Origin of the sequence: Halobellus sp. (assembly GCF_042218505.1) — an archaeon.
GTDB lineage: Archaea > Halobacteriota > Halobacteria > Halobacteriales > Haloferacaceae > Haloquadratum.
The window spans coordinates 1-18432 of sequence record NZ_JBDGQZ010000001.1; the positions used below are offsets into that span (position 1 = coordinate 1).

The window sequence follows — 18432 nt, forward strand, 5'->3', positions numbered from 1 at the left end:
CGACCCAGCCCGACACTCCCACCACAACGCCGACGAGTTCATCGGATGGAATCGCCAGCGCGTCTTCTGATGACCAACAGCGCCCGAGCGGTGAAATAAGCGAGGATGAGGAGTTTGTCGATCCCTCCGAGATTTCGGATATCGAAATCGTCGACGTGCGACTGGAGACGGCACCCGCAAACAGCGTGAACGCGACAAGTATCATCACGCTTGAAAACCCCTCCACCGAAGACCAGACAGTCGACGTGCGATTTGTCATCAACGGCGAGGTTGTCGAACAGCGTGAAGTCGTCGTCCCGGCCGAACAACGCATAAACGCGACACACAGCGAAGTCGTCGAGGAGTCCGGGATGCACGAGGTCGCAGCCAACCTTGCGACCGAAGAAAACGGTGAGACTGTCCGAACGTTCGACTTCAGGATCGGAACGGTGGAACTCAACGAGAACGGCGAGGAAGTCGCCAGTTCGAGCGCTGAGCCGCCGTCTGGGCCCGATCAGGTGGACGCAACCGACGGCCAGCAATCAGACGCTGGCGGAGTAACTCTGGCGCCCGTCCTGCTTGGACTGGTGGCCGTCGTCGCTGTCATACTGGGGGCACTCTGGCGGCGTCGCACCGACTAGACAATCGAAACAACTCACAACTCACTTTTGACCCCGATGTAACTGGACAGTCGTGTCGGGGTGGTCGAAGCACCACTTATAAGCCCGTTGCACGGTTTCGAGATAAACTACAACCTATGCTAACGAGACTGGAAAAAAGATATCAGACGGTCACATAGTCAAATTATCGTGTAAAGACGGACGTGGATTTGAGATGAACACCCCACTTTTATCAGATATATCACAGGAGTACACGGATGATACTCCATTAGCTCCGGGAGAAACTCGGCGTGGAAAAGTTCGTCGCGCTGGGATTCGCGGTGTACGCGGTGTTTCCGGTCGTCCTCATCGGCGGACCGGAGGTCCTCGCCCCAGTGATGCCGCTGCAGTGGGCGATGGTCCTTATTTTCGCGCTCTCTGGGTTGCGATTCGCGGGACTGCCCTCTCACAAGGCTCTGATCGTTGGTCCTGCCGAAGCCGGCGCCGGCGGGCGCGTCACCGGCACTTACTACCTCCTCCGAAACACCATCGTTATTCCAAGTGCCGCGCTGGGCGGCTACCTGTGGGAATTCGTCAGTCCAGAAATCGCGTTCACTATCGCAGCAGTCATTGGTGTCGTCGGGACTGGCTACTTCCTGCTGTTCGGGGAGGAATTTGAGGCATATGTATGAGCAGGAATACTTCGATTCCGTTCCCGATGACTCGAGCCGAAAGTGACAGTCTCAATCGTCGTCTTCCCTGATTCTCAGGGTTCTATCAGTCGTCGGTATTCTTGTCGACGACGAGATATTTATGGACAGGGGGCAACCTTCAGTATCGTCGGTGGATCCCCAAATAACGCGGTCGATCACTCCGATCGAACCCTCGGCTGCCAGCCGCGCAAGTAGGCGACGCTGATCCCACCAGCTAGCCCACTAAACGGAAGGGCAAGGGTCCGGACAACGAGGACCGCCGCCGTCGCCGCCGTACTGGGAGCTCCCGTGACGACGACGAGCGCTCCGCCAAGCAACAGATCGTACGCTCCGAGGCTTCCTGGGATGGGGATCACACTCGCGACCTGTGGGAGAGGAATAATGATGAGAATCGGGAAAAAGACGCTGTTTACGCCGATCCCGGCGAGAGCGACCCAGAGCGCAGCCGCAGTCAAGAGCTGTTCGATGAGTCCACCAACCGCAATGAGAACAAGCAGCCCAGGCGTCTCTTGAAAACCAACGATTCGTTGCCAAAAGCGGTCAACACCAGCCGCGACGAACGCTCGGTCATATGGTTGTTCTCGATAGAGCCCCGAGATCCGAGAGACAACTGGCGTAAGTGCTGCTGTGATGCCTTTCGAGAGATGATTGCGAGTCCGGAGAATCAGCCCGCCGAACACCACGAGCCCAGCGATGGAAAGACCGAACGTCAGCAGGATCGGGGCCGCATCGGGCGTTCCAAAGAGAACGAACATCCCGAGTACTGCAGAGAAAACGGCCTGCGTGGCGGATTTTACATACTTTGCAGTTGAGCGGACACCGAGAGCCTCAGAGTATCCAGTGTCCGTTGCAACGCTGAAGAATCGAGCCATAATCGGTTCCGAACTGACCGGACCCGCTGGACTGAATGTATCGAAGAAATCACCGGCGAGTGCGAACTGCACGCTTTTTCCAGGTGAAATACCCTCCCCAAGTGGAGCGATCGATGCCCAGACACCGATCGCGTCCGCCAACCCCTCCAGAACAACGAGGAGCGCGATGATCCCAAGAACCCACGGTGTAACGACCAACATCCGGTTGAGAACTGTCTCAGCACCGACGGTGTAGAGATATCCAGCTAGTACACCTCCACCTGCACCAACACCAACAAGGAAACGAAGTACCCCGCGCATAGCTCGAACTGTCTCTATTCCGAGACGTCAAAGAGATACGCTTCATATCGACGGCATCCGGGGCCACTAAGAGACGGGAACAATTCACTCATTCAGGAGACTCACTTTTACGAGCGGCTTGCTGAATAGCGGTGCCTGCGATATTGGCACCGTACTCGGCGCTCCGTCGGATGCTGTCAAGTAAAAGGCCGACCATATGTGCCTCGGCTGGGTCGTCGTGGGTGTAGAGTTCCCGGTCGAGAGACCGTATGTCGGCCATCAGTTCATCTCGGTTGGCGAATGCCGTATGCGCACCCTCGATTCCGGCGTCGGCCAGGATCGCGTCCGCAGCGGTATCGATGACTTGTCTTGAGTCTTCTGCTAGCACTTCTATTTGCTCCTCGAACGCCGCCGGAATCGTGGCCTCAGGATCGAGAGTAAAGTGGGCGATCTTCTCGGCGTGATCGGCGATACGTTCGAACTGCCGGCTGACGTAGTAGTATTCAAATAGTTCGTCTCGGTTATACTCCAATTTTTCTACCTCCTGAAGGTTCGTCAACGCTCGTCGAAAGTGACGAGTCAGCATTGCAAACAATTTGTCGGCCTCGTTGTCCCGCTCGATAACCCGTTGAGCGAGCGTCTCGTCTTGGGTGATGACGGCACTCACCGCGTCACGATGCATCCCAAGCATCACGAGGCGGAGCCGCAGGGCCGATTTGCGTACGTCGACGTTCTCGGCGTCGATGAGATCCGTCAACCGGATTCGAGTGTCAGTAGCCTCCATCAATTCGAATCCCGAGAGGTTCCCGACAGTATTCTCGATAACGTTCCGCTGCTCGGAAGAGTGACCCGTCCGATCGATGAGTGTTACAGTGTCGAATCCGACGGCGTGAAGCGCGAAGATCCACTGCCTGATCGCATTCTCCGAGTCCGTCGAAACGTCCACGCTTGTCGAGCGCTCATCGGACGATTGACCGACTTCCGCTTCGATCAACAGCGATCCGTCACTATTGGGGAACAGCGAGAGTACCGATCCGGCGTCGATATCGTGTTCCTCTGCCCACGACTTCGGAAGTGAGATCGTATACGTAGTCCCTCCGGAGAGCTGGACTTTTCGGGTCTCCATACACGAACCGTAACAGGCTAACAGAACCTTAGATTTGATATGAGCAGTTGGGTCGGATGCTGAGATGTATATATTGATCTCATCGTAAGATGGGATTGATAAACTCGATATCACTCAGGGGAGATAATTAGAGCACATACGGGTCCGTACAATCGGTGGGGTAGTCCTAATATCGGTAACCGAAACTCACGGATATGTCTCGTCGAATATGGCAACGCCCTCCGAGAGCAGGCGGCCGTGACGCGACGCGTGCGGAAGTCGTCGAAGCGATCGACAGAACCACACCGGAAAGCAAACAGGAGCTGGCGCAAACGGTCGGAATCTCCAGTCAGTATCTCTCAGAACTGTTGCAGGAACTGAAGCGCCAAAAAGTAGTGCGGAAGGGGTACGTGGTCGATAACGGGGCGCTGTTTGAGAGTTCGCGGGACATCTCGAAGCTGTTCGGCGCCGACGCCAGTTCCGGGGAGACGGCATCGGACGACGAACCCGGCGACCTCGGTACTGAACTACTGGAACTGCTGAATCGCCTGGAGTCGGTAACGACGCGGCAGTATGAAGCCGCCCGCGCGGCGTTTCTCGGCGAGAGCGTCGAACGGTCGGCTGCGACTCTGGAGTCGCTGGCCAACGAACGCTACTCGGCAGTACTTGCGGAACTGAAGTCGTACACGCTAACGACCGACTGGCCGGGCAACCGCGTGGCCGCGGATATCTCGACTATCGCGACGAATCTCGAAATCATCGGTGATCGGGCTTGCTTCATCGCCAACGTCGTCGACCGCGAGGACACAGCGGCCGGCGGTACCGTCGCCGACCGGATGGCCGACATCTTCGAGTCGGGCACACGTATTAACGACCATTTTACGTCGATACTGTTCGACTGTGATCTCGAGATCCACGACAAGCTCCGCAAAGAGGAGGAGGTGATACACCGGGATCTGAACGAACTGTTCGAGCTGGTGACGGCCTACGAACCCGACATATACGGCTATCTGGTGACGATCACGCGAGCACTTGAACGCTCCATCTATTACTGGGTCGACGCCGCCGAACTGGCCGTCCAGTTACACGCAGGCGTCCGGCCCGATCACACGATGATCTAACCGCGTTGTCACGACACTCCGAAACGGAAGTCGGCTGCTCAAGGACGGAGAGTCACCGACCGAGAACGCGCTCAATGGGATGACCCGCCAGGCCGAACGGGCACACACGCCGTCGCCGCGTCCCCGTGGTGCCTGCGTAGGGCTGAGCGCTCCGAAACCATATTTCTCCCGACCGGTGAAAGTCTCACCGTCCCCTGCACAGTCTGGTAACGGTCGCAGGGAACTCAGTCGCAAGTCGAGTGGTTGGTCGCTCGGGACGGAGCAGTTTATTCCGGCGCGTACCGATCGAGGAACGACTCGAGATCCCTGAACGATTCCAGTCGCTCCGCAAGCGTGCTGTGGCTCCACTCCCACCACTCCGTGGCTTCGATCCGTGCCGCGGTCTCAGGCGAGAACCGGCGACGTACGCGCTCTGCAGGGACCCCAGCGACGACGGTGTATGGGTCGACGTCCTCGGCGACGACTGCACCTGCACCGACGACTGCACCGTTGCCGACAGCGACGCCCGGGAGGACGATGGCACCGTGACCGATCCACACGTCGTGGCCCACACTGACCCGCTGCCCAGCCCGACGCTCGAAGATCGAGTCGTCCTCCTCGCCGAGGTCATACCGCTCCGAGCGGTACGTGAAGTGGTGGGCTGACGGTCGATCGATAGGGTGATTGGTCGGTCCGAGGCGAGCGTCGCTGGCGATGCTCCCGAACTTGCCTATGGTCGTGTAGTCCGCCTGGACCCGTTCCATCAGGTAGGTATAATCGTCGATGACTGAGTGATTAAGACGGGACTCGCGACGGACCTCGGTCCACGACCCGAGTTCGCTGTCGGTAATCGAAACTGGATCGTGCAAAGTCGGCTCCGGACACAAGTCGCTCGAACGGTCGGGGCCGTAGGAATCGAAGTAGGGCATATATTTCCGGAAATACGCCTGTCGATGGGGATCAGGGGCGCCCACGCCGACCGAGTGTCGATGCGATGATCTTCTGCGGAACGGTCACGAAGGCTTCCAGTACGCCCGTTTTCGATTCGGTCTCCTCCTCTCTGAGGTAGGACCGAACCCGCTGGCTTGCGAGTTCAACGGAGCCCGCCAGCAGGAAAATAAGGATGATACACGCCATCATATCCGTGTACTTGAAGAGCTGGCGTTGGGTGTAGAGTTCGAGACCGAGGCCGCCACCGCCGATGAGACCGAGCCCGATCGCGGCCCGAACGTTGTGTTCGAGATCGAACGCGATCCAGGCGATGAACTGTCGGAACACCTGGCTGAGCATCCCGAACGGGACGATCTGGGATTTGCTCGCTCCCGTCGAACGGATCCCCTCGATCGGTCCGTCGGAGATCTCCTCTAATTCGTCGGTGAACAGCCGTCCGAGGTATCCGGTCGTGTCGACCATAATCGCGAGGGCGGCGGTGAAGGTCGTCACCCCGGCGAGCGGAATTAAGATCAGGAACCAGACCAGGCCGGGGATCGCGCGGATAAGACTCATCGTGGCCCGAAATATGAAGTTGAACGGATATGGAACGACACGCTCGCTCGACATAACGCCGAAGAAAAGCGCCAGCGGCATCCCGAGCACCGACCCGGCGACGGCGACTGCAAGCGTCGCGAACATCGCGCCAGGGATGATCGTAATACCGGTATAAAACAGCGGCGGCAGGAGGCCGAGACCTAAGAGGCTCCCGCCGGATTCGATCCGAAGAATCAGGTTCTCCTCCATCATAAACGCCCAGTACTCTCCGAAGTCGACGAACGGGATCGAGACGCCGACAAACGGAATCACGAGCTCCCCCGGCGGGAAGTACGGCGATTCTCCGATGGTGAGCGCTTCGAGGAACTGCGGCCACTGGGTGATCAGCTCGCCGATCGAGAAGTTGATCAGATTCAAACTCGATACGAACACAATACCGGCGCCTATGAGCCCTAGCAGCGTATAGAGCCGCTGCTTCGTCGACTTCCACTTCAACTCCGTCAACTTCCGCTCGACCGGCGAGTCTCCGATCTCCTCGAGCCCGAAGTACTCCGCTGGCGACCGAGATCGCTCGCGCGAGGTGCGTCCGCTCATTGGGAAACCACCCGTTCGGCCTCCGGCTCGCCGTCGAGACTCGCGGGGTCACCGTCGTGGCCGTCCGCCAGTCCGACCGTCTCGACATCGCCGTAGAGGTCGTCGATCAGCTCGGGCGTGAGGTCGTCTCGACGCACGTCGAACAGCTTCTCGCCGTCGCGGAGGCCGATGAACCGCTCGCCGAAGTAGGCCGCGATGTTGACTTGATGAAGGCTGACCAGCGCCGTCACGTCGTGTTCGGTCGCTGCCTTCTTCAGGTAGCCCATTACCGTCTCGGCGCTGGCGGGGTCGAGGCTCGCAACCGGTTCATCGGCCAGTAACAGTCGAGGATTCTGGACCAGTCCCCGAGCGATGCCGACCCGCTGTTGTTGCCCGCCACTCATCTGTGAGACCCGCTGGCCGGCCTCGTCGAGCAGCCCCACCGTCTCCAGCGCGTCGAGTGCGCGAAGCTTGTCCTCGCGGGACTGCCATCCGAGCAGGCTCGTCAGGACCGAGACGCGGTCCAACGACCCGGTCAACGCGTTTTGGTAAGCCGAGACACCCTCGACGAGGTTGTGCTGCTGGAAGATCATACCCACGTCCGGCCGCGATCCCGAGACCGGATCGCCGTCGAGGCGGACCTCGCCGCCCGTCGGCTCGGTCAGCCCGTTCACGCACCGCAGCATCGTCGATTTGCCCGCACCGGACTCCCCGAGGAGAACCGCAAACTCGTCCTCAATCTGGAAGGAGACGCCGTTGAGCGCCGTGACCTCGCCGTACTCTTTCGTCAGATTTTCGACTTTTAATGTGCTCATTGATAAACTGAATCGGGTGATGGAAGACAGTCGTCGTGGTTCGTCAGGCGGCGGGATCGATGCCGACGGCGTTCATCCGCTTGATGACCGGCTGGTAGGTCTCCAGCGAGGTATCCTGCAGCGTGGTGAACGGCAGTTCTTCCTCGTTGTAGTCCGGCGGGTAATACTTCTGGATCTGCTCTTTGGTCGAGTTGCGTAACACTTCCCCGATCTCCTGTTTCTTCGGCGATTTCCAGGTTTTGCGTGCGTAGACCGGCTGTTTCGGAATCGGGAACGACCACCAGACCGGGCGGAGCTTCGGCTCCTCGGTATCGATAGTATCCAAGAAGGAACTCTTCTCTTTGACACGCTCCGGGAAGTCCGACTTGTAGCTCTCCGGGATGTGCGGGATGCCGTTGCCGCCCCACGTGGTCGCCCCGATGGCCTTGTCTTTGGCCACCCGACGGATCGCCTGATTATGATCGGTCCAACTTCCCTTGAAGTCGACGGGGTCACCGGTCGGGGCCTCGCCGATGTCCAGGCCGGCTTGTTGAAGCGTGTAGAGTGCGAAGATCGAACCGCTCGTCGACAGGCGGTCGGCGAACGCCCAGGTCTTGCCCTCGACGTCTGCGGGCTCTTGGACGTCGGAGTCCGGCTGGGTGAGCATCACCGAGAAGTAGAACGCCGACCCGCCTGTGACGGTTGTCCCGTAGACATCCATCAGATCGGGGTTGGAGATCAGCGTCACGTCGTCCATCCCGATCTCGGCCTGTTCGGACTGCAACGCAGGCCGAATCGCCGAGTAGTTCAGCGGGACGCGCATCGTGATGTCGACGCCGTCGACTTCACCTTCGATGAGGTTCTTCATCGGCATATAGCGCCGCTTTGCGTCGCTCGGCGTGCCGGGAGTCAACACCATTATGACCTCCTCGGCGTCCGGACCCGGCGTCCCAACGGTCGTCGCCTCAGCGGTGGATCCGCCCCCGTTTTCGCTTTCCGATCCACCGCTCGCTGCCCCACTGCAACCAGCAAGCCCCGCGAGGACACTTGCACCACTGACAGCGAGCAGCTTTCTGCGGCTCACCCTCGTGGTGAGACTCCGACCCGACTCCTGTGCATCCGATGACCGATCTTCTTCTGCCTGCGTCATCGCTTGGTGATGACGACGTGTCCTAAATAACCGTTATCTGCGTAGAGTCCGGACAGTTTGCACCGATCAAACCAAGAGTAGGTTCTATACCCTCCTTGTGATAGGAGGCATAGACGTCTATATATATTTAGAATATACCCCAATCTCTCGGTAGACGGTCGCCACTGGGCCAGAATATCCATATAACATCGCCTGTCTGTGGCACCGATCCCGGTACTGGGATGAAGGGTATGGACTGGTCCGTACGTGCGACGACAGGGCGAGGAGAGAACCCCGAAAGCAGACAGAATATGGAGAGTACTGAGTCAAGTATTATACAGCAGTTGCGACACGGTTGGGTCGGTTGTATGGCAGACCCACACGACAGGTCGGACCGCTTCGAGCTGATCGCCGCCTGTGAGACCGAAACGCTCGGACGGTTCGCAAACGACGTACTCGCGGACGACCCTCCGCTCTTCGTCCGTCAGGAGCCACGCCCGCAGCTAATAATGCAGCAGGTTCGGGAACCAGTCGAACGCCGACCGTTCAACCTCGGTGAAGTCCTCGTAACGCCCGCCGAAGTCGATCTCGATGGCGCACGCGGATTCGCGATGGTTCCCGGCAAGAGCGAACGAGCCGCCCTCTCGGGAGCCATCGTTGACGCCGCCGTGGCCGGCGGCCATAGGGCGACCGCCGACATCGTCGAGACCCTCGAAGAAGTCGACGCCCGTGAGCGTGGAAAGCGTCAGCGAGCGTGGGCTGAGAGCAAGCACACAGCCGTCGACTTCCGGACTATGGAGGGCCAGCAGTGAGAGCGCTCGGCCTCGATCCCGTCCACGACACCCGACGGACGTTCGACGGCTTACTCGAAGCGATGAGCCGTCCCGGAACGGTCCAGTCTGTCCCGTCGCCAGCGGACCACGCTGTTATTTCGACGCTGGTCGATCACGAGGTCACCCTCGCGACCGACGACGACGCGCTCCACGAGGCGCTTTCGGGCCAGGGGAGGATGGACGTGGCGTCCCCCGAGACCGCTGATATCGTTCATACTCGCGACCACACTGGATGGGACGTGCGGGAGTGTGAGCGCGGATCGCTCGTCGACCCCAGCAACGGCGCGACGATCGTCTACCGTGTTGACACTGTCGCCGGCGGCACACGCGAGGACTGCGCGACGGCAACGCTCACGGGCCCGGGCGTCGACGGGACAGCGACCCTGTCGGTGTCGCTACCAGCCGCGGAACTGTCGGCGATAGCCGAGGCCCAGTCCGGGTATCCACGGGGTGTCGACGCTGTCTTCGCCGGCGACGGATGTGTCGCAGCCTTCCCCCGATCAGTCACTGTGGAGGTGGCCTGAGTGGGATACGTCGCCGTCACTGCCGGCGAGGAACTCATCGAGCGCGCCGAAGAACTGTTCGAGAGCCAGCGCATCGGTGACACCGAGGATGTGAACGTCGATCAGATCGACGAGCAGCTGAGTCGGCTCACGGCCCAGGCGATGAGCGAGGGCGGACTGTACGCCCCCCGTCTGGCTGCGCTCGCCGTCAAACAGGCCCAGGGCGATACCGTCGAGGCCGCGTTCCTGCTGCGGGCGTACCGCTCGACGCTGGAGCGGTTCGACGAAAGCGTGGCCGTCGAGCCCAGCGAAATGATCGCCTCCAGGCGGGTTTCACCGGCGTTCAAGGACGTTCCCGGCGGCCAGCTCCTCGGTGCGACGAAGGACTACACGCAGCGGCTGCTCGATTTCGACCTCGTCGACGGCACCCCCGAGGACCCGACCGAGGAGTGGGACGTCTCCGACGAAGGCGATCCCGACCGCCTGACCAACGTCACAGAACTGCTCCGGGACGAGGGCCTGCTTCACGAACCCGACGAACCGGATGTCGACGAGCCCAACGATACCACGCGGGAGTCCGTTACACATCCTGCCAGGCGCGACGAGGTTCTTCAGGAACTCGCTCGCGGCGAGACCGGCGCGGTGACGGCACTGGGCTACTCCGCGCTGCGAGGGTACGGCCAGGTCCATCCGACGCTCGCGGAGGTCCGCGTCGGGGACCTACCAGTTCGCATCGAACACCCCTACACCGGCGATACAGTCACGGTAACCCACACGAAGGTCACGGAATCGGAGGCGGTCGTCCCCATCTACGAGAAGCGTGAGGACCCCCAGTTCGCCTTCGGTTACGGGCTGACGTTCGGCCGCAACGAACGCAAGGCAATCGGGATGACAATCCTCGACGCGTCCATCCAGCTGGATAGCGAGGACGAGCCGGCCGAAAGCGCCGAGTTCGTCCTCGATACCGTCGACGGGATGGACTCCTTCGGGTTCATCGAGCATCTCAAACTCCCCCATTACGTCACGTTCCAGTCGATTCTGGACCGCATCCGCGCGATCCGAAAACGGCAGGAGCTGAGTGAGGACGGTCGTATCAACCCCGACGAGCAGTCTGCGGAACCGGCGGTCACGGAGGTAAGTGACGATGGCTGAACACACCACCGCGGAGGGCGCACCACCCGACAGGGGAACGCCCGTCGCGACCGACTCAGTCGACGCTGCCCTCGAATCGCTGGACAGCGACGGCTTGAAAGGATACAATTATGGCTACCTCGACGAGCACACCAAACGCGAAATCCGGCGTTCGATGCTGAAGGCCGTCGCTATCCCCGGCCATCAGGTCCCCTACGCCTCCCGACCGATGCCGTTGGCTCGCGGATGGGGTACCGGCGGCATCCAAGCTTCACTGTCGATGCTCGGGCCCGAGGACCGCTTCAAAGTGATCGACCAGGGCGCAGACGAGAGCGTCAACGCCGCCAACATCCGACGGCTGGCAGAGAACACCTCCGACGTGACGACGACGACCGATACCACCGAGGCCGACCTGATCCAGAGTCGTCACCGCATTCCCGAGGAGGTCCTCACCGACGAGCAACGCCTGGTGTTGCAGGTCCCGATCACCGACCCGCTACGGAAGGTTGACCCCTCCGACGCCGCCAATCGGCGTCGACACGCCCACAAGAACTACGGAAAAATATGGGTCCACCTCTACGAGAACGTCGTCGAATACGGCGAGATACAGATCGCTTCGCGCTATCCGACGATGGTCGCCGGACGCTACCTGATGGACCCCTCGCCGATCCCCCGGTGGGACGTCCCGAAACTCAACGACGCCGACCACCTCACGGTGCTGGCTGCGGGTCGCGAGGCGCGCATCTACGCCGTTCCGCCACATACCGAGGTCGAACCGCTGGCGTTCGAGGATCGAGCGTTCACCGTCGAACGGTTCCCAGAGCAGGCCTGTCACGCCTGCGGTTCGACCGATACCTACCTCGTCGAGGTGTCCGAGGAGGCCACCGGGGACGGGGACGAAACCTTCGAGACTCGCTACGCCTGCAACGATTCGAGCTTCTGCGAGAAGCGCCGAGAGAACCCCGACCTCCACAAGGACCACCATCTCGACCGCGAGGGAGTCGACTGGGGGCCGGGAACGCCCGACACGACCGAGGGAGGTGACACGCAGTGACACTACTAGAGGCCGAGGGCCTACAGACAGTGTACGGGCCCGGATGTCCACAGTGCGTCGAGGCGACCGGTGACAGCGCCGGTACCAACCAGTGTCGCCACTGCGGGAGCGTCGTCGCTTGCGCCGAGGCTGACCTCAGCGTCGAGGCCGGAGAGGTGCTGGGCATCGTCGGCGAATCCGGGTCCGGAAAGTCCAGTCTCGCGGAACTGCTCGCGATCGAACGCGATGACCACGCCACGACCGCCGGGGAGGTCCGCTACGCGGGCTATGATGGCAACCTGTTGGAGGTGGACTACGAGACGCGTCACGACCTCCGCACCGGGGAGATCGCGCTCGTCCACCAGCACATCCGCGATGGACTGAACCTAGAGTTCACTGGTGGCGGCAACGTCGCCGAGAAACTGCTCTCGGCCGGCCATCGTTCCTACGAGGGCGTCCGCAAGCGCGTCCGCGAGCTCTTCGAGGAGACGGAGGTTCCGGTCGCACGGATGGACGATCCCACCAGCACCTACTCCGGCGGGATGCAGCGCCGCGTTCAGATCGCCCGCGCGTTAGCGACCGACCCCAACTTGGTCATCCTGGACGAACCGACAACCGGGCTGGACGTGAGTGTCCAAGCCCGCGTCCTGGATATGTTTCGGCGTGTCCAGCGTGAGGAGGGTGTCGCCGCCGTCGTCGTCTCGCACGACCTGAGCGTCGTCCGCCTGCTCGCCAACCGGACGCTGGTGATGCGTCACGGCCGCATCGTCGAGTCCGGTCTCACCGACCGCATTATGGAAGACCCACACCACGAGTACACCCAGACCCTCATCAATTCAGTCATATGACAGTCCTGTCCGTCGACGGTCTTTCCAAGACCTTCGATATGCACGTGCTCGGCGACACAGAGGTCGTCGGCCTCGACAATGTATCGTTCGACGTCCGCGATGGCGAGTTCCTCGCGATCGTCGGAGAATCCGGGAGCGGCAAGTCCTCGCTACTGAAGTGTCTGTACCGCACCTACGATCCCAGCTCAGGCGAAGTCGTCTACCACGGCCCCGACGGCGACATCGACTTGGCCTCCTGTCCCGACCGGACGGTCATTGCCCTCCGCGGTGACGCCATCGGCTACACCTCACAGTTTCTCGATGAGATCCCACGGGTGCCCGCGGTCGACGTGGTTGCTCGACCGCTAGTGGAGCAGGGAGTCGATCGCGTGGACGCCCGCGAGAAGGCCCGTGACCTGCTGTCGGCGCTGTCGGTGCCAGAGGAGCTGTGGCAGGCGTACCCAGCGACGTTTTCCGGCGGCGAGCGCCAGCGCGTCAACCTCGCACAGGCGCTCGCTCCGAAACCGGACCTACTCCTGCTGGACGAACCGACCAGCGCGCTCGACCCCGAAACCCGCCAGACAGCAATCGACCTGCTTTCGTCGTACCTCGGGTCAGAGACGACGGTCGTCGGCGTCTTCCACGACACGGAGGTGGTAGAAGCCGTCGCCGACCGCGTGCTCGTACTTGAGGACGGTCGTCTCCAGCGGGTCATCCCCATCGAGGCATACGACGGGGAGGTGGTGATCGGATGAGTTCGACCGAACAGACGTCTGAAGAGAGCGTCGCCGTCATCAGCGGGCGCGTCGTCACGCCTGAGCGGGTGATCGAGGGCGGCGTCCGTATCGAGGGCGACCGGATCGTCGATGTAGGGAGCGTCGACGGCGACGCCGATACCGTGATCGAGGCCGACGGCCGGCTCGTCATCCCCGGCCTGATCGACCTTCACGGCGATGACATCGAGCGCCACCTCCACCCACGCTCGGGAGCACGGATAGCGTTGCCGATGGCGCTCGCCTCGGCCGACCGGGCGAACATCTCGGCGGGGATCACCACGAAGTTCCACGCCATCTCCTTCGAACGTGACGACGAGGCGGATCGGTCACCGGAACTCGCGGCGACGCTGACCGACGCGATCGTCGGCGCTGACGATCTGCTCGCGGACCATCGCCTGCACGCTCGCTGTGAAGTAACCCAGAAACAGTGCGTCGATGCGGTGCTGGACGTCGTCGCAAACGGTGACCCCGACCTTGTCTCGGTGATGAGCCACGTCCCGGGCAAAGGGCAGTTCCAGGACGTAGAGGCGTTCAAACAGTACTACGAGAACGCTAACGACCACACGGTAGCGGAGGCCGAGGAGATGATCGAACAGCGGACCGACATCTCGATGGCGACACTGCGCGAGCGCGTCGATCGGGTCGTCGAAGCTGCGCACGACGCCGGCGCGGTGACGGCCTCACACGACGACGAGGATCCCGCGGAGGTCGAACGACTCGCCGATTCGGGGGTCGACATCACGGAGTACCCCATCACGCTGGAGACGGCCGAGCGTGCCGCCGACGTCGGTATGACTACGGCGATGGGCGCACCCAACCTTGTCCGCGGAGAGAGCCAGTGGGGGAATCTCTCGACGGCCGACGCCATCGAGGCCGGCGTCGTCGACACCCTCGTGGCTGACTACCACCCGCCGTCACTGCTGGCGGCTGCGTTCATCGACACCGGCGAACCCCTGCCAAAGCGAGTCAGACGAGTCACCGCCAATCCCGCCGACGCTGCTGGAATCAACGACCGCGGCTGCATCGAAGCCGGGGCACGGGCTGACCTGCTGCTCGTCAACCGTGAGCCGACGCCAACAGTCGCCCGCGCACTCGTCGCTGGCCGGCCGGTCTATCGTGCCGAGCGGGAGGACCGATGACTTCAATCATCGGCGCGGCGATGGATATCCGCTTCGGGACACCTGTCGAGGAGTTTATGCGCTACGTCTCCGACCTTGGCCTGGATCACGTGGAGTTCAAACACGAGTACCTGGCTGGCCATCCCGAAACGCCGGACCCGCGTCGGGTTCGGGACCTCTCCGAACAGTATGGCGTTAGTGTCACCTACCACGCCCCGTTTCGGGACTGGAACGTCGGCAGCTACGATGAGGTGGTTCGGCAGGACTCCGTCGAGCGAGTTAAACGCACGCTCGACGCCGCCGCCGAGGCCGGCGCCGAGGCCGTCATCGTCCACGGCGGGTCGGTCCCGACACGCTACCCCGAGTGGGTTCGGAGGCAATCGAGGGAAAACGCCCTCAGGTCGCTAGCCGAGTGCGCCGAATACGCACGATTTGTCGGCGTCCCGCTCTGTTTGGAGAACCAACCCGATAGTGATGAGAAACGCCGATACACGACGACGCCGGCCGACCTTGCGGGGATGCTCGACGCTGTCAATGTGGACCCAAAATACCTCGGCGTCACGCTGGACGTTGGCCACGCAAAAATCAACAGCGTAGCGTGGCAGAAGTTCGTCGAGCGCTTCGGGGAACGGATCCGCGTCTGCCACCTCCACGACAACGACGGGAGTACTGATCAACATAACCCGTTGCCGGAGTACGAGCCGCTGGTCGATACCATTCCTGCGGACTGCTTCGTTTTTGAGATGAAGACCGTCGCCGACGTGGCCACCTGTGTTGGCGGGGATGTCGCGCCACCACAATCCGAGGTGTTTATCGATGATTGAGTACGATGCCGTGATCTTTGATAACGACGGCGTTATCGTGGAACCCAGTGATCGGGGAGTCCTCGTGGAGGCTGTCGCTGATGCCTTCGCTGCCTTCGACGTCACCGTCGAACGCGAACAGGCCGCTCAGTCCGTCAAGGAGGGCGTCGTGCCACGTGACCTGCTCGATGAGTACGGCCTCGATCCAGAGGTCTTTTGGCACCGGCGCGAACTGACTGCAAGCCTCGCCCAGCAGGTCCACACTCGCGAAGGCGGCAAGCCTGTCTACGACGATGTGACCGCCCTGGAGACACTGGACGTGCCCTTAGGATTGGTTAGCAACAACCAACACGCAACTGTCGAGTTCCTGCTTGCCTACCACGGGATCGGGTACTTCGATACGGTCTATGGGCGTCAACCGACCCTCGCAGGTGCCGCTCGACGCAAGCCGGAGCCACACTACATTGAACAGGCGCTATTTGATCTTGACGCAACCGAAGCGCTGTACGTTGGCGATTCCGAGAAAGACATCGTCGCAGCCCAACGCGCCGGGGTCGACTCGGTCTTTCTTCGTCGGGACCACGTCACAGACACGACTCTCTCGGTCGAACCAACCGCCGAAGTGCCGGACCTCTGGGCACTCGTTGACAGATTAGAAAAGAGCAGTGAGAGTGGCTGACGCTATTTATAGTTTAAAAGAATTTCAGAGTGTATGCCCGATATCTGGTCGCGAGACATCGAGTGGCCGATGAGTCACCCTCACCGGAGGATGTCGACATTACGGCGGTCGATTTCGACGAGATGACCTTCGCGTCGAGCGGGCGCTCTGCGAGCAGCACGACATCAGCATCCACCAGAGCGTCGACGACCGCCGGGAGGCACTGGAAGAGTCCCGCCAGGCAGTCCAATCAGAAACTGCCGACTCGGAGGAGTCACAGCCCGACACCAGCGGGTTCGAGTTCCCCGCAGCTAGCCAGTAGGGACGGTGAGGGCGTTTCCTGCTCTGTTTGTAGAACCCCCGAGAGGGGTGCGGAAGTTACCACTCCCGCAACGTACCGATGAACGGGAACGCACGACGTCCCACGTCAGGCGGAGTCCAGACAGAAGCGCTCGCTCACCGTCGCGACGACCCCGTCGAAAACGTCGGCTTTCGCGTCGACGGCCACGCCGTCGTTCTGAATCTCTCCGAACACCAGCGTCTCACTCCGGATCGAAGTCTCGATCTGGTCAACCACAGTCCAGTGAGTCAACCGAAGCTACTTACGTGATACAGATGTATCACAGTATATGAGCACCGACAGTGACGCCGGTGGGGACGGTGAAATGGAGAAAATCAACGTCCGGGTGCCACAGTCGTTGCTGGCACAGATCGACGACATCTGGGAGGAGCGTGGCTATGCGAACAAATCCGAATTTATTCGCGATGCACTCCGGGATGCCGTCAACCCCCCGACCCAGCTGTCTGAGGAAGCGCTCGAGCATCTGGCTGAGAGCCGCAAGCAGCGAGAGCAGGGCGAGACGGTATCGCAGGACGACGTGAAGGACCGCCTGGGAATCGATGACTGAGGTCGAGTGGACACCGAAAGCACTCGACTTATTGGAGGGACTCGACACCGAAGCCCAAGAGCGACTGGTCAAGAAACTCGACGAGGCGAAAGACTGGACATCCCATCGCCTCGAAAAGCTCAGCGGCTATCCGTACTACAAGCTCCGCGCTGGCGACTACCGGGTGATCATCACGTGGGACCGGGATGAAGATGTCCTCATAGTCGAAGCGGTCGGCCATCGGCGAAATATCTACGACAGGCACCTCCCTCCGTAATCCCGCTATCTTCTACCCCGACCGGATGGGAGGGTGCCGGTCTAACATTCAAATACGATGCTGAGTCGGTAGTGTTTATTGCCCCCGAGAGGGGTGCGGGGGAACCTCGCCCCGCTACCGAGCCATGACCGATTCAGAATATCCGTGGCGAGATGAATCGCTACTCTACGACCTCTACTGGGAACAGGAGCTGAGTACAGTCGAGATCGCAGACAGGCTGGGATGTGCACAAAAGACGATCTGGAGGTGGATGGAGAAATTCGACATCCCCCGTCGAGATAAACACGAGGCGGCACCCAATCGCCGGCGTCACCCCGCCGTGTTCACCGATCGTGGTTACGTAATCTGCGCGTCGAACTACCGGGGGACGACGGACTCCGTCGGGATCCACCGACTCGTAATGGTCGCAGAACAGGGGTTCGATGCCGTCGCGGACAAGCACGTACATCACAAAAACGGCGTCAGGTGGGACAACAGGCCGGAGAATCTCGAACTCCTCAGTCGCGCCGAACACGCCGACCGGCACGAGTTCGGGACCGAAATTCGGCCATCGGACGCCGAGTGGGACAGATCGGGGCGAGAACGTGACGAGCGGGGGCGATTCAAATGATGACTACGTATATCGGCCGACGGCGACAGGGCAAGTTAGTCGTCATTCGGCTCCCCGAGGGTACAGAACTCACACCCGAGCGGAGTCTCGATCTCGTCAATCACAGTCCGAGCGGGTTCGAAGTTGGGTATCGAGGCAGCGGGCCCGCACAGCTCGCATGTGGGCTCCTCCTCGACTACTACAACGATGCCCAGGTCGCGAGAGAACACTACATCGCGTTCCGAAATCGCGTGATCAGCCAGCTCGAGTGTGATGGCCCCGCGGCGTGCTGGCACCTCACCGGCGAAGAAATCGACGCGGCGATGGCGACGATCACCGACGACGTCGTCGCCCTTCCCGACGGCG

Annotated in this window: 21 protein-coding genes and 2 pseudogenes; 17 read left to right on the forward strand and 6 right to left on the reverse strand. The window is 61.1% G+C overall.

Features of this window, described 5'->3' with window-relative positions; translation table 11 throughout:
- Together ABEI27_RS00005 and ABEI27_RS00010 are read left to right on the forward strand one after the other, a co-directional pair.
- Positions 1–620, forward strand: a 620-nt coding sequence (locus tag ABEI27_RS00005) for a hypothetical protein (RefSeq protein ID WP_375797364.1), incomplete at its 5' end; no start/stop codon positions are given.
- 275 nt (positions 621–895) lie between these two features.
- Positions 896–1270, forward strand: a pseudogene (locus tag ABEI27_RS00010) (MFS transporter); the annotation flags it as partial.
- Between the two features lie 176 nt (positions 1271–1446).
- Here ABEI27_RS00010 and ABEI27_RS00015 read toward each other — a convergent pair.
- Positions 1447–2463: a YbhN family protein gene (locus tag ABEI27_RS00015; protein WP_375797365.1), complete on the reverse strand. Its 1017-nt coding sequence runs from the start codon at positions 2461–2463 to the stop codon at positions 1447–1449.
- Positions 2464–2551: 88 nt separating this feature from the next.
- Positions 2552–3568: a PhoU domain-containing protein gene (locus tag ABEI27_RS00020; RefSeq protein WP_375797366.1), complete on the reverse strand. Its 1017-nt coding sequence runs from the start codon at positions 3566–3568 to the stop codon at positions 2552–2554.
- A 194-nt stretch (positions 3569–3762) separates the two neighbouring features.
- On the opposite strand from ABEI27_RS00020, the gene ABEI27_RS00025 reads away from it, so the two are divergent.
- The gene (locus ABEI27_RS00025; RefSeq protein ID WP_375797367.1) at positions 3763–4668 is read left to right on the forward strand and encodes a helix-turn-helix domain-containing protein; all 906 of its coding nucleotides are present in this window, start codon (positions 3763–3765) and stop codon (positions 4666–4668) included.
- A 266-nt stretch (positions 4669–4934) separates the two neighbouring features.
- Here the strand turns inward: ABEI27_RS00025 and ABEI27_RS00030 are convergent, their stop codons facing one another.
- From ABEI27_RS00030 to ABEI27_RS00045, 4 genes are read right to left on the reverse strand one after another with little or no spacing between them, the layout of a single operon-like run.
- Positions 4935–5576, reverse strand: coding sequence for a DapH/DapD/GlmU-related protein (locus tag ABEI27_RS00030; protein ID WP_375797368.1), 642 nt, complete (start codon positions 5574–5576; stop codon positions 4935–4937).
- Between the two features lie 31 nt (positions 5577–5607).
- Positions 5608–6729: a PhnE/PtxC family ABC transporter permease gene (locus tag ABEI27_RS00035; RefSeq protein ID WP_375797369.1), complete on the reverse strand. Its 1122-nt coding sequence runs from the start codon at positions 6727–6729 to the stop codon at positions 5608–5610.
- On the reverse strand, positions 6726–7523 hold the full coding sequence (locus ABEI27_RS00040) for a phosphonate ABC transporter ATP-binding protein (RefSeq protein ID WP_375797370.1): 798 nt from the start codon (positions 7521–7523) through the stop codon (positions 6726–6728). The genes ABEI27_RS00035 and ABEI27_RS00040 overlap by 4 nt, the downstream gene beginning before the upstream one ends.
- 43 nt (positions 7524–7566) lie before the next feature.
- Positions 7567–8652, reverse strand: coding sequence for a PhnD/SsuA/transferrin family substrate-binding protein (locus ABEI27_RS00045; RefSeq protein WP_375797371.1), 1086 nt, complete (start codon positions 8650–8652; stop codon positions 7567–7569).
- Positions 8653–8999: 347 nt separating this feature from the next.
- Between ABEI27_RS00045 and phnG the strand changes: the two genes are divergently transcribed.
- The 14 genes and pseudogenes from phnG to ABEI27_RS00115 form a co-directional block, all read left to right on the forward strand.
- Entirely contained in the window at positions 9000–9443 is a 444-nt protein-coding gene (gene phnG, locus ABEI27_RS00050) for a phosphonate C-P lyase system protein PhnG (RefSeq protein WP_375797372.1), read from the forward strand.
- The gene (gene phnH, locus ABEI27_RS00055) at positions 9440–9988 is read left to right on the forward strand and encodes a phosphonate C-P lyase system protein PhnH (RefSeq protein WP_375797373.1); all 549 of its coding nucleotides are present in this window, start codon (positions 9440–9442) and stop codon (positions 9986–9988) included. The genes phnG and phnH overlap by 4 nt, the downstream gene beginning before the upstream one ends.
- A complete protein-coding gene (locus ABEI27_RS00060) occupies positions 9989–11119 on the forward strand; it encodes a carbon-phosphorus lyase complex subunit PhnI (protein WP_375797374.1) in 1131 nt (376 codons plus the stop codon).
- Positions 11112–12152, forward strand: a complete 1041-nt coding sequence (locus tag ABEI27_RS00065) for an alpha-D-ribose 1-methylphosphonate 5-phosphate C-P-lyase PhnJ (RefSeq protein ID WP_375797375.1) — start codon at positions 11112–11114, stop codon at positions 12150–12152. Before ABEI27_RS00060 ends, ABEI27_RS00065 begins: the two co-directional genes overlap by 8 nt.
- The gene (locus ABEI27_RS00070; protein WP_375797376.1) at positions 12149–12979 is read left to right on the forward strand and encodes an ATP-binding cassette domain-containing protein; all 831 of its coding nucleotides are present in this window, start codon (positions 12149–12151) and stop codon (positions 12977–12979) included. Before ABEI27_RS00065 ends, ABEI27_RS00070 begins: the two co-directional genes overlap by 4 nt.
- Positions 12976–13713, forward strand: coding sequence for a phosphonate C-P lyase system protein PhnL (locus ABEI27_RS00075; protein WP_375797377.1), 738 nt, complete (start codon positions 12976–12978; stop codon positions 13711–13713). Before ABEI27_RS00070 ends, ABEI27_RS00075 begins: the two co-directional genes overlap by 4 nt.
- On the forward strand, positions 13710–14873 hold the full coding sequence (locus tag ABEI27_RS00080; protein WP_375797378.1) for an alpha-D-ribose 1-methylphosphonate 5-triphosphate diphosphatase: 1164 nt from the start codon (positions 13710–13712) through the stop codon (positions 14871–14873). The genes ABEI27_RS00075 and ABEI27_RS00080 overlap by 4 nt, the downstream gene beginning before the upstream one ends.
- Positions 14870–15676: a sugar phosphate isomerase/epimerase family protein gene (locus ABEI27_RS00085; RefSeq protein ID WP_375797379.1), complete on the forward strand. Its 807-nt coding sequence runs from the start codon at positions 14870–14872 to the stop codon at positions 15674–15676. Before ABEI27_RS00080 ends, ABEI27_RS00085 begins: the two co-directional genes overlap by 4 nt.
- Positions 15669–16334 (forward strand): HAD family hydrolase, encoded by a 666-nt coding sequence (locus ABEI27_RS00090; protein WP_375797380.1) that lies wholly within the window; start codon positions 15669–15671, stop codon positions 16332–16334. Before ABEI27_RS00085 ends, ABEI27_RS00090 begins: the two co-directional genes overlap by 8 nt.
- Before the next feature lie 379 nt (positions 16335–16713).
- A pseudogene (locus tag ABEI27_RS00095) lies at positions 16714–16896 on the forward strand (hypothetical protein); the annotation flags it as partial.
- A 46-nt stretch (positions 16897–16942) separates the two neighbouring features.
- The gene (locus ABEI27_RS00100; protein ID WP_375797381.1) at positions 16943–17221 is read left to right on the forward strand and encodes a ribbon-helix-helix domain-containing protein; all 279 of its coding nucleotides are present in this window, start codon (positions 16943–16945) and stop codon (positions 17219–17221) included.
- Positions 17214–17477, forward strand: a complete 264-nt coding sequence (locus ABEI27_RS00105; RefSeq protein WP_375797382.1) for a type II toxin-antitoxin system RelE/ParE family toxin — start codon at positions 17214–17216, stop codon at positions 17475–17477. The genes ABEI27_RS00100 and ABEI27_RS00105 overlap by 8 nt, the downstream gene beginning before the upstream one ends.
- 124 nt (positions 17478–17601) lie before the next feature.
- A complete protein-coding gene (locus tag ABEI27_RS00110; protein ID WP_375797383.1) occupies positions 17602–18087 on the forward strand; it encodes an HNH endonuclease in 486 nt (161 codons plus the stop codon).
- A partial coding sequence (locus ABEI27_RS00115) for a DUF6166 domain-containing protein (protein WP_375797384.1) occupies positions 18087–18432 on the forward strand: 346 nt, incomplete at its 3' end. The genes ABEI27_RS00110 and ABEI27_RS00115, both read left to right, overlap by 1 nt.

Bases quoted from the DNA above. Each gene is read 5' to 3' on its own strand.
- ABEI27_RS00015 (WP_375797365.1), bottom strand. From the start codon at position 2,463: ATGCGCGGGGTACTTCGTTTCCTTGTTGGTGTTGGTGCAGGTGGAGGT.
- ABEI27_RS00020 (WP_375797366.1), bottom strand. From the start codon at position 3,568: ATGGAGACCCGAAAAGTCCAGCTCTCCGGAGGGACTACGTATACGATC.
- ABEI27_RS00025 (WP_375797367.1), top strand. From the start codon at position 3,763: ATGTCTCGTCGAATATGGCAACGCCCTCCGAGAGCAGGCGGCCGTGAC.
- ABEI27_RS00030 (WP_375797368.1), bottom strand. From the start codon at position 5,576: ATGCCCTACTTCGATTCCTACGGCCCCGACCGTTCGAGCGACTTGTGT.
- ABEI27_RS00035 (WP_375797369.1), bottom strand. From the start codon at position 6,729: ATGAGCGGACGCACCTCGCGCGAGCGATCTCGGTCGCCAGCGGAGTAC.
- ABEI27_RS00040 (WP_375797370.1), bottom strand. From the start codon at position 7,523: ATGAGCACATTAAAAGTCGAAAATCTGACGAAAGAGTACGGCGAGGTC.
- ABEI27_RS00045 (WP_375797371.1), bottom strand. From the start codon at position 8,652: ATGACGCAGGCAGAAGAAGATCGGTCATCGGATGCACAGGAGTCGGGT.
- phnG (WP_375797372.1), top strand. From the start codon at position 9,000: ATGGCAGACCCACACGACAGGTCGGACCGCTTCGAGCTGATCGCCGCC.
- ABEI27_RS00065 (WP_375797375.1), top strand. From the start codon at position 11,112: ATGGCTGAACACACCACCGCGGAGGGCGCACCACCCGACAGGGGAACG.
- ABEI27_RS00075 (WP_375797377.1), top strand. From the start codon at position 12,976: ATGACAGTCCTGTCCGTCGACGGTCTTTCCAAGACCTTCGATATGCAC.
- ABEI27_RS00080 (WP_375797378.1), top strand. From the start codon at position 13,710: ATGAGTTCGACCGAACAGACGTCTGAAGAGAGCGTCGCCGTCATCAGC.
- ABEI27_RS00085 (WP_375797379.1), top strand. From the start codon at position 14,870: ATGACTTCAATCATCGGCGCGGCGATGGATATCCGCTTCGGGACACCT.
- ABEI27_RS00090 (WP_375797380.1), top strand. From the start codon at position 15,669: ATGATTGAGTACGATGCCGTGATCTTTGATAACGACGGCGTTATCGTG.
- ABEI27_RS00100 (WP_375797381.1), top strand. From the start codon at position 16,943: ATGAGCACCGACAGTGACGCCGGTGGGGACGGTGAAATGGAGAAAATC.
- ABEI27_RS00105 (WP_375797382.1), top strand. From the start codon at position 17,214: ATGACTGAGGTCGAGTGGACACCGAAAGCACTCGACTTATTGGAGGGA.
- ABEI27_RS00110 (WP_375797383.1), top strand. From the start codon at position 17,602: ATGACCGATTCAGAATATCCGTGGCGAGATGAATCGCTACTCTACGAC.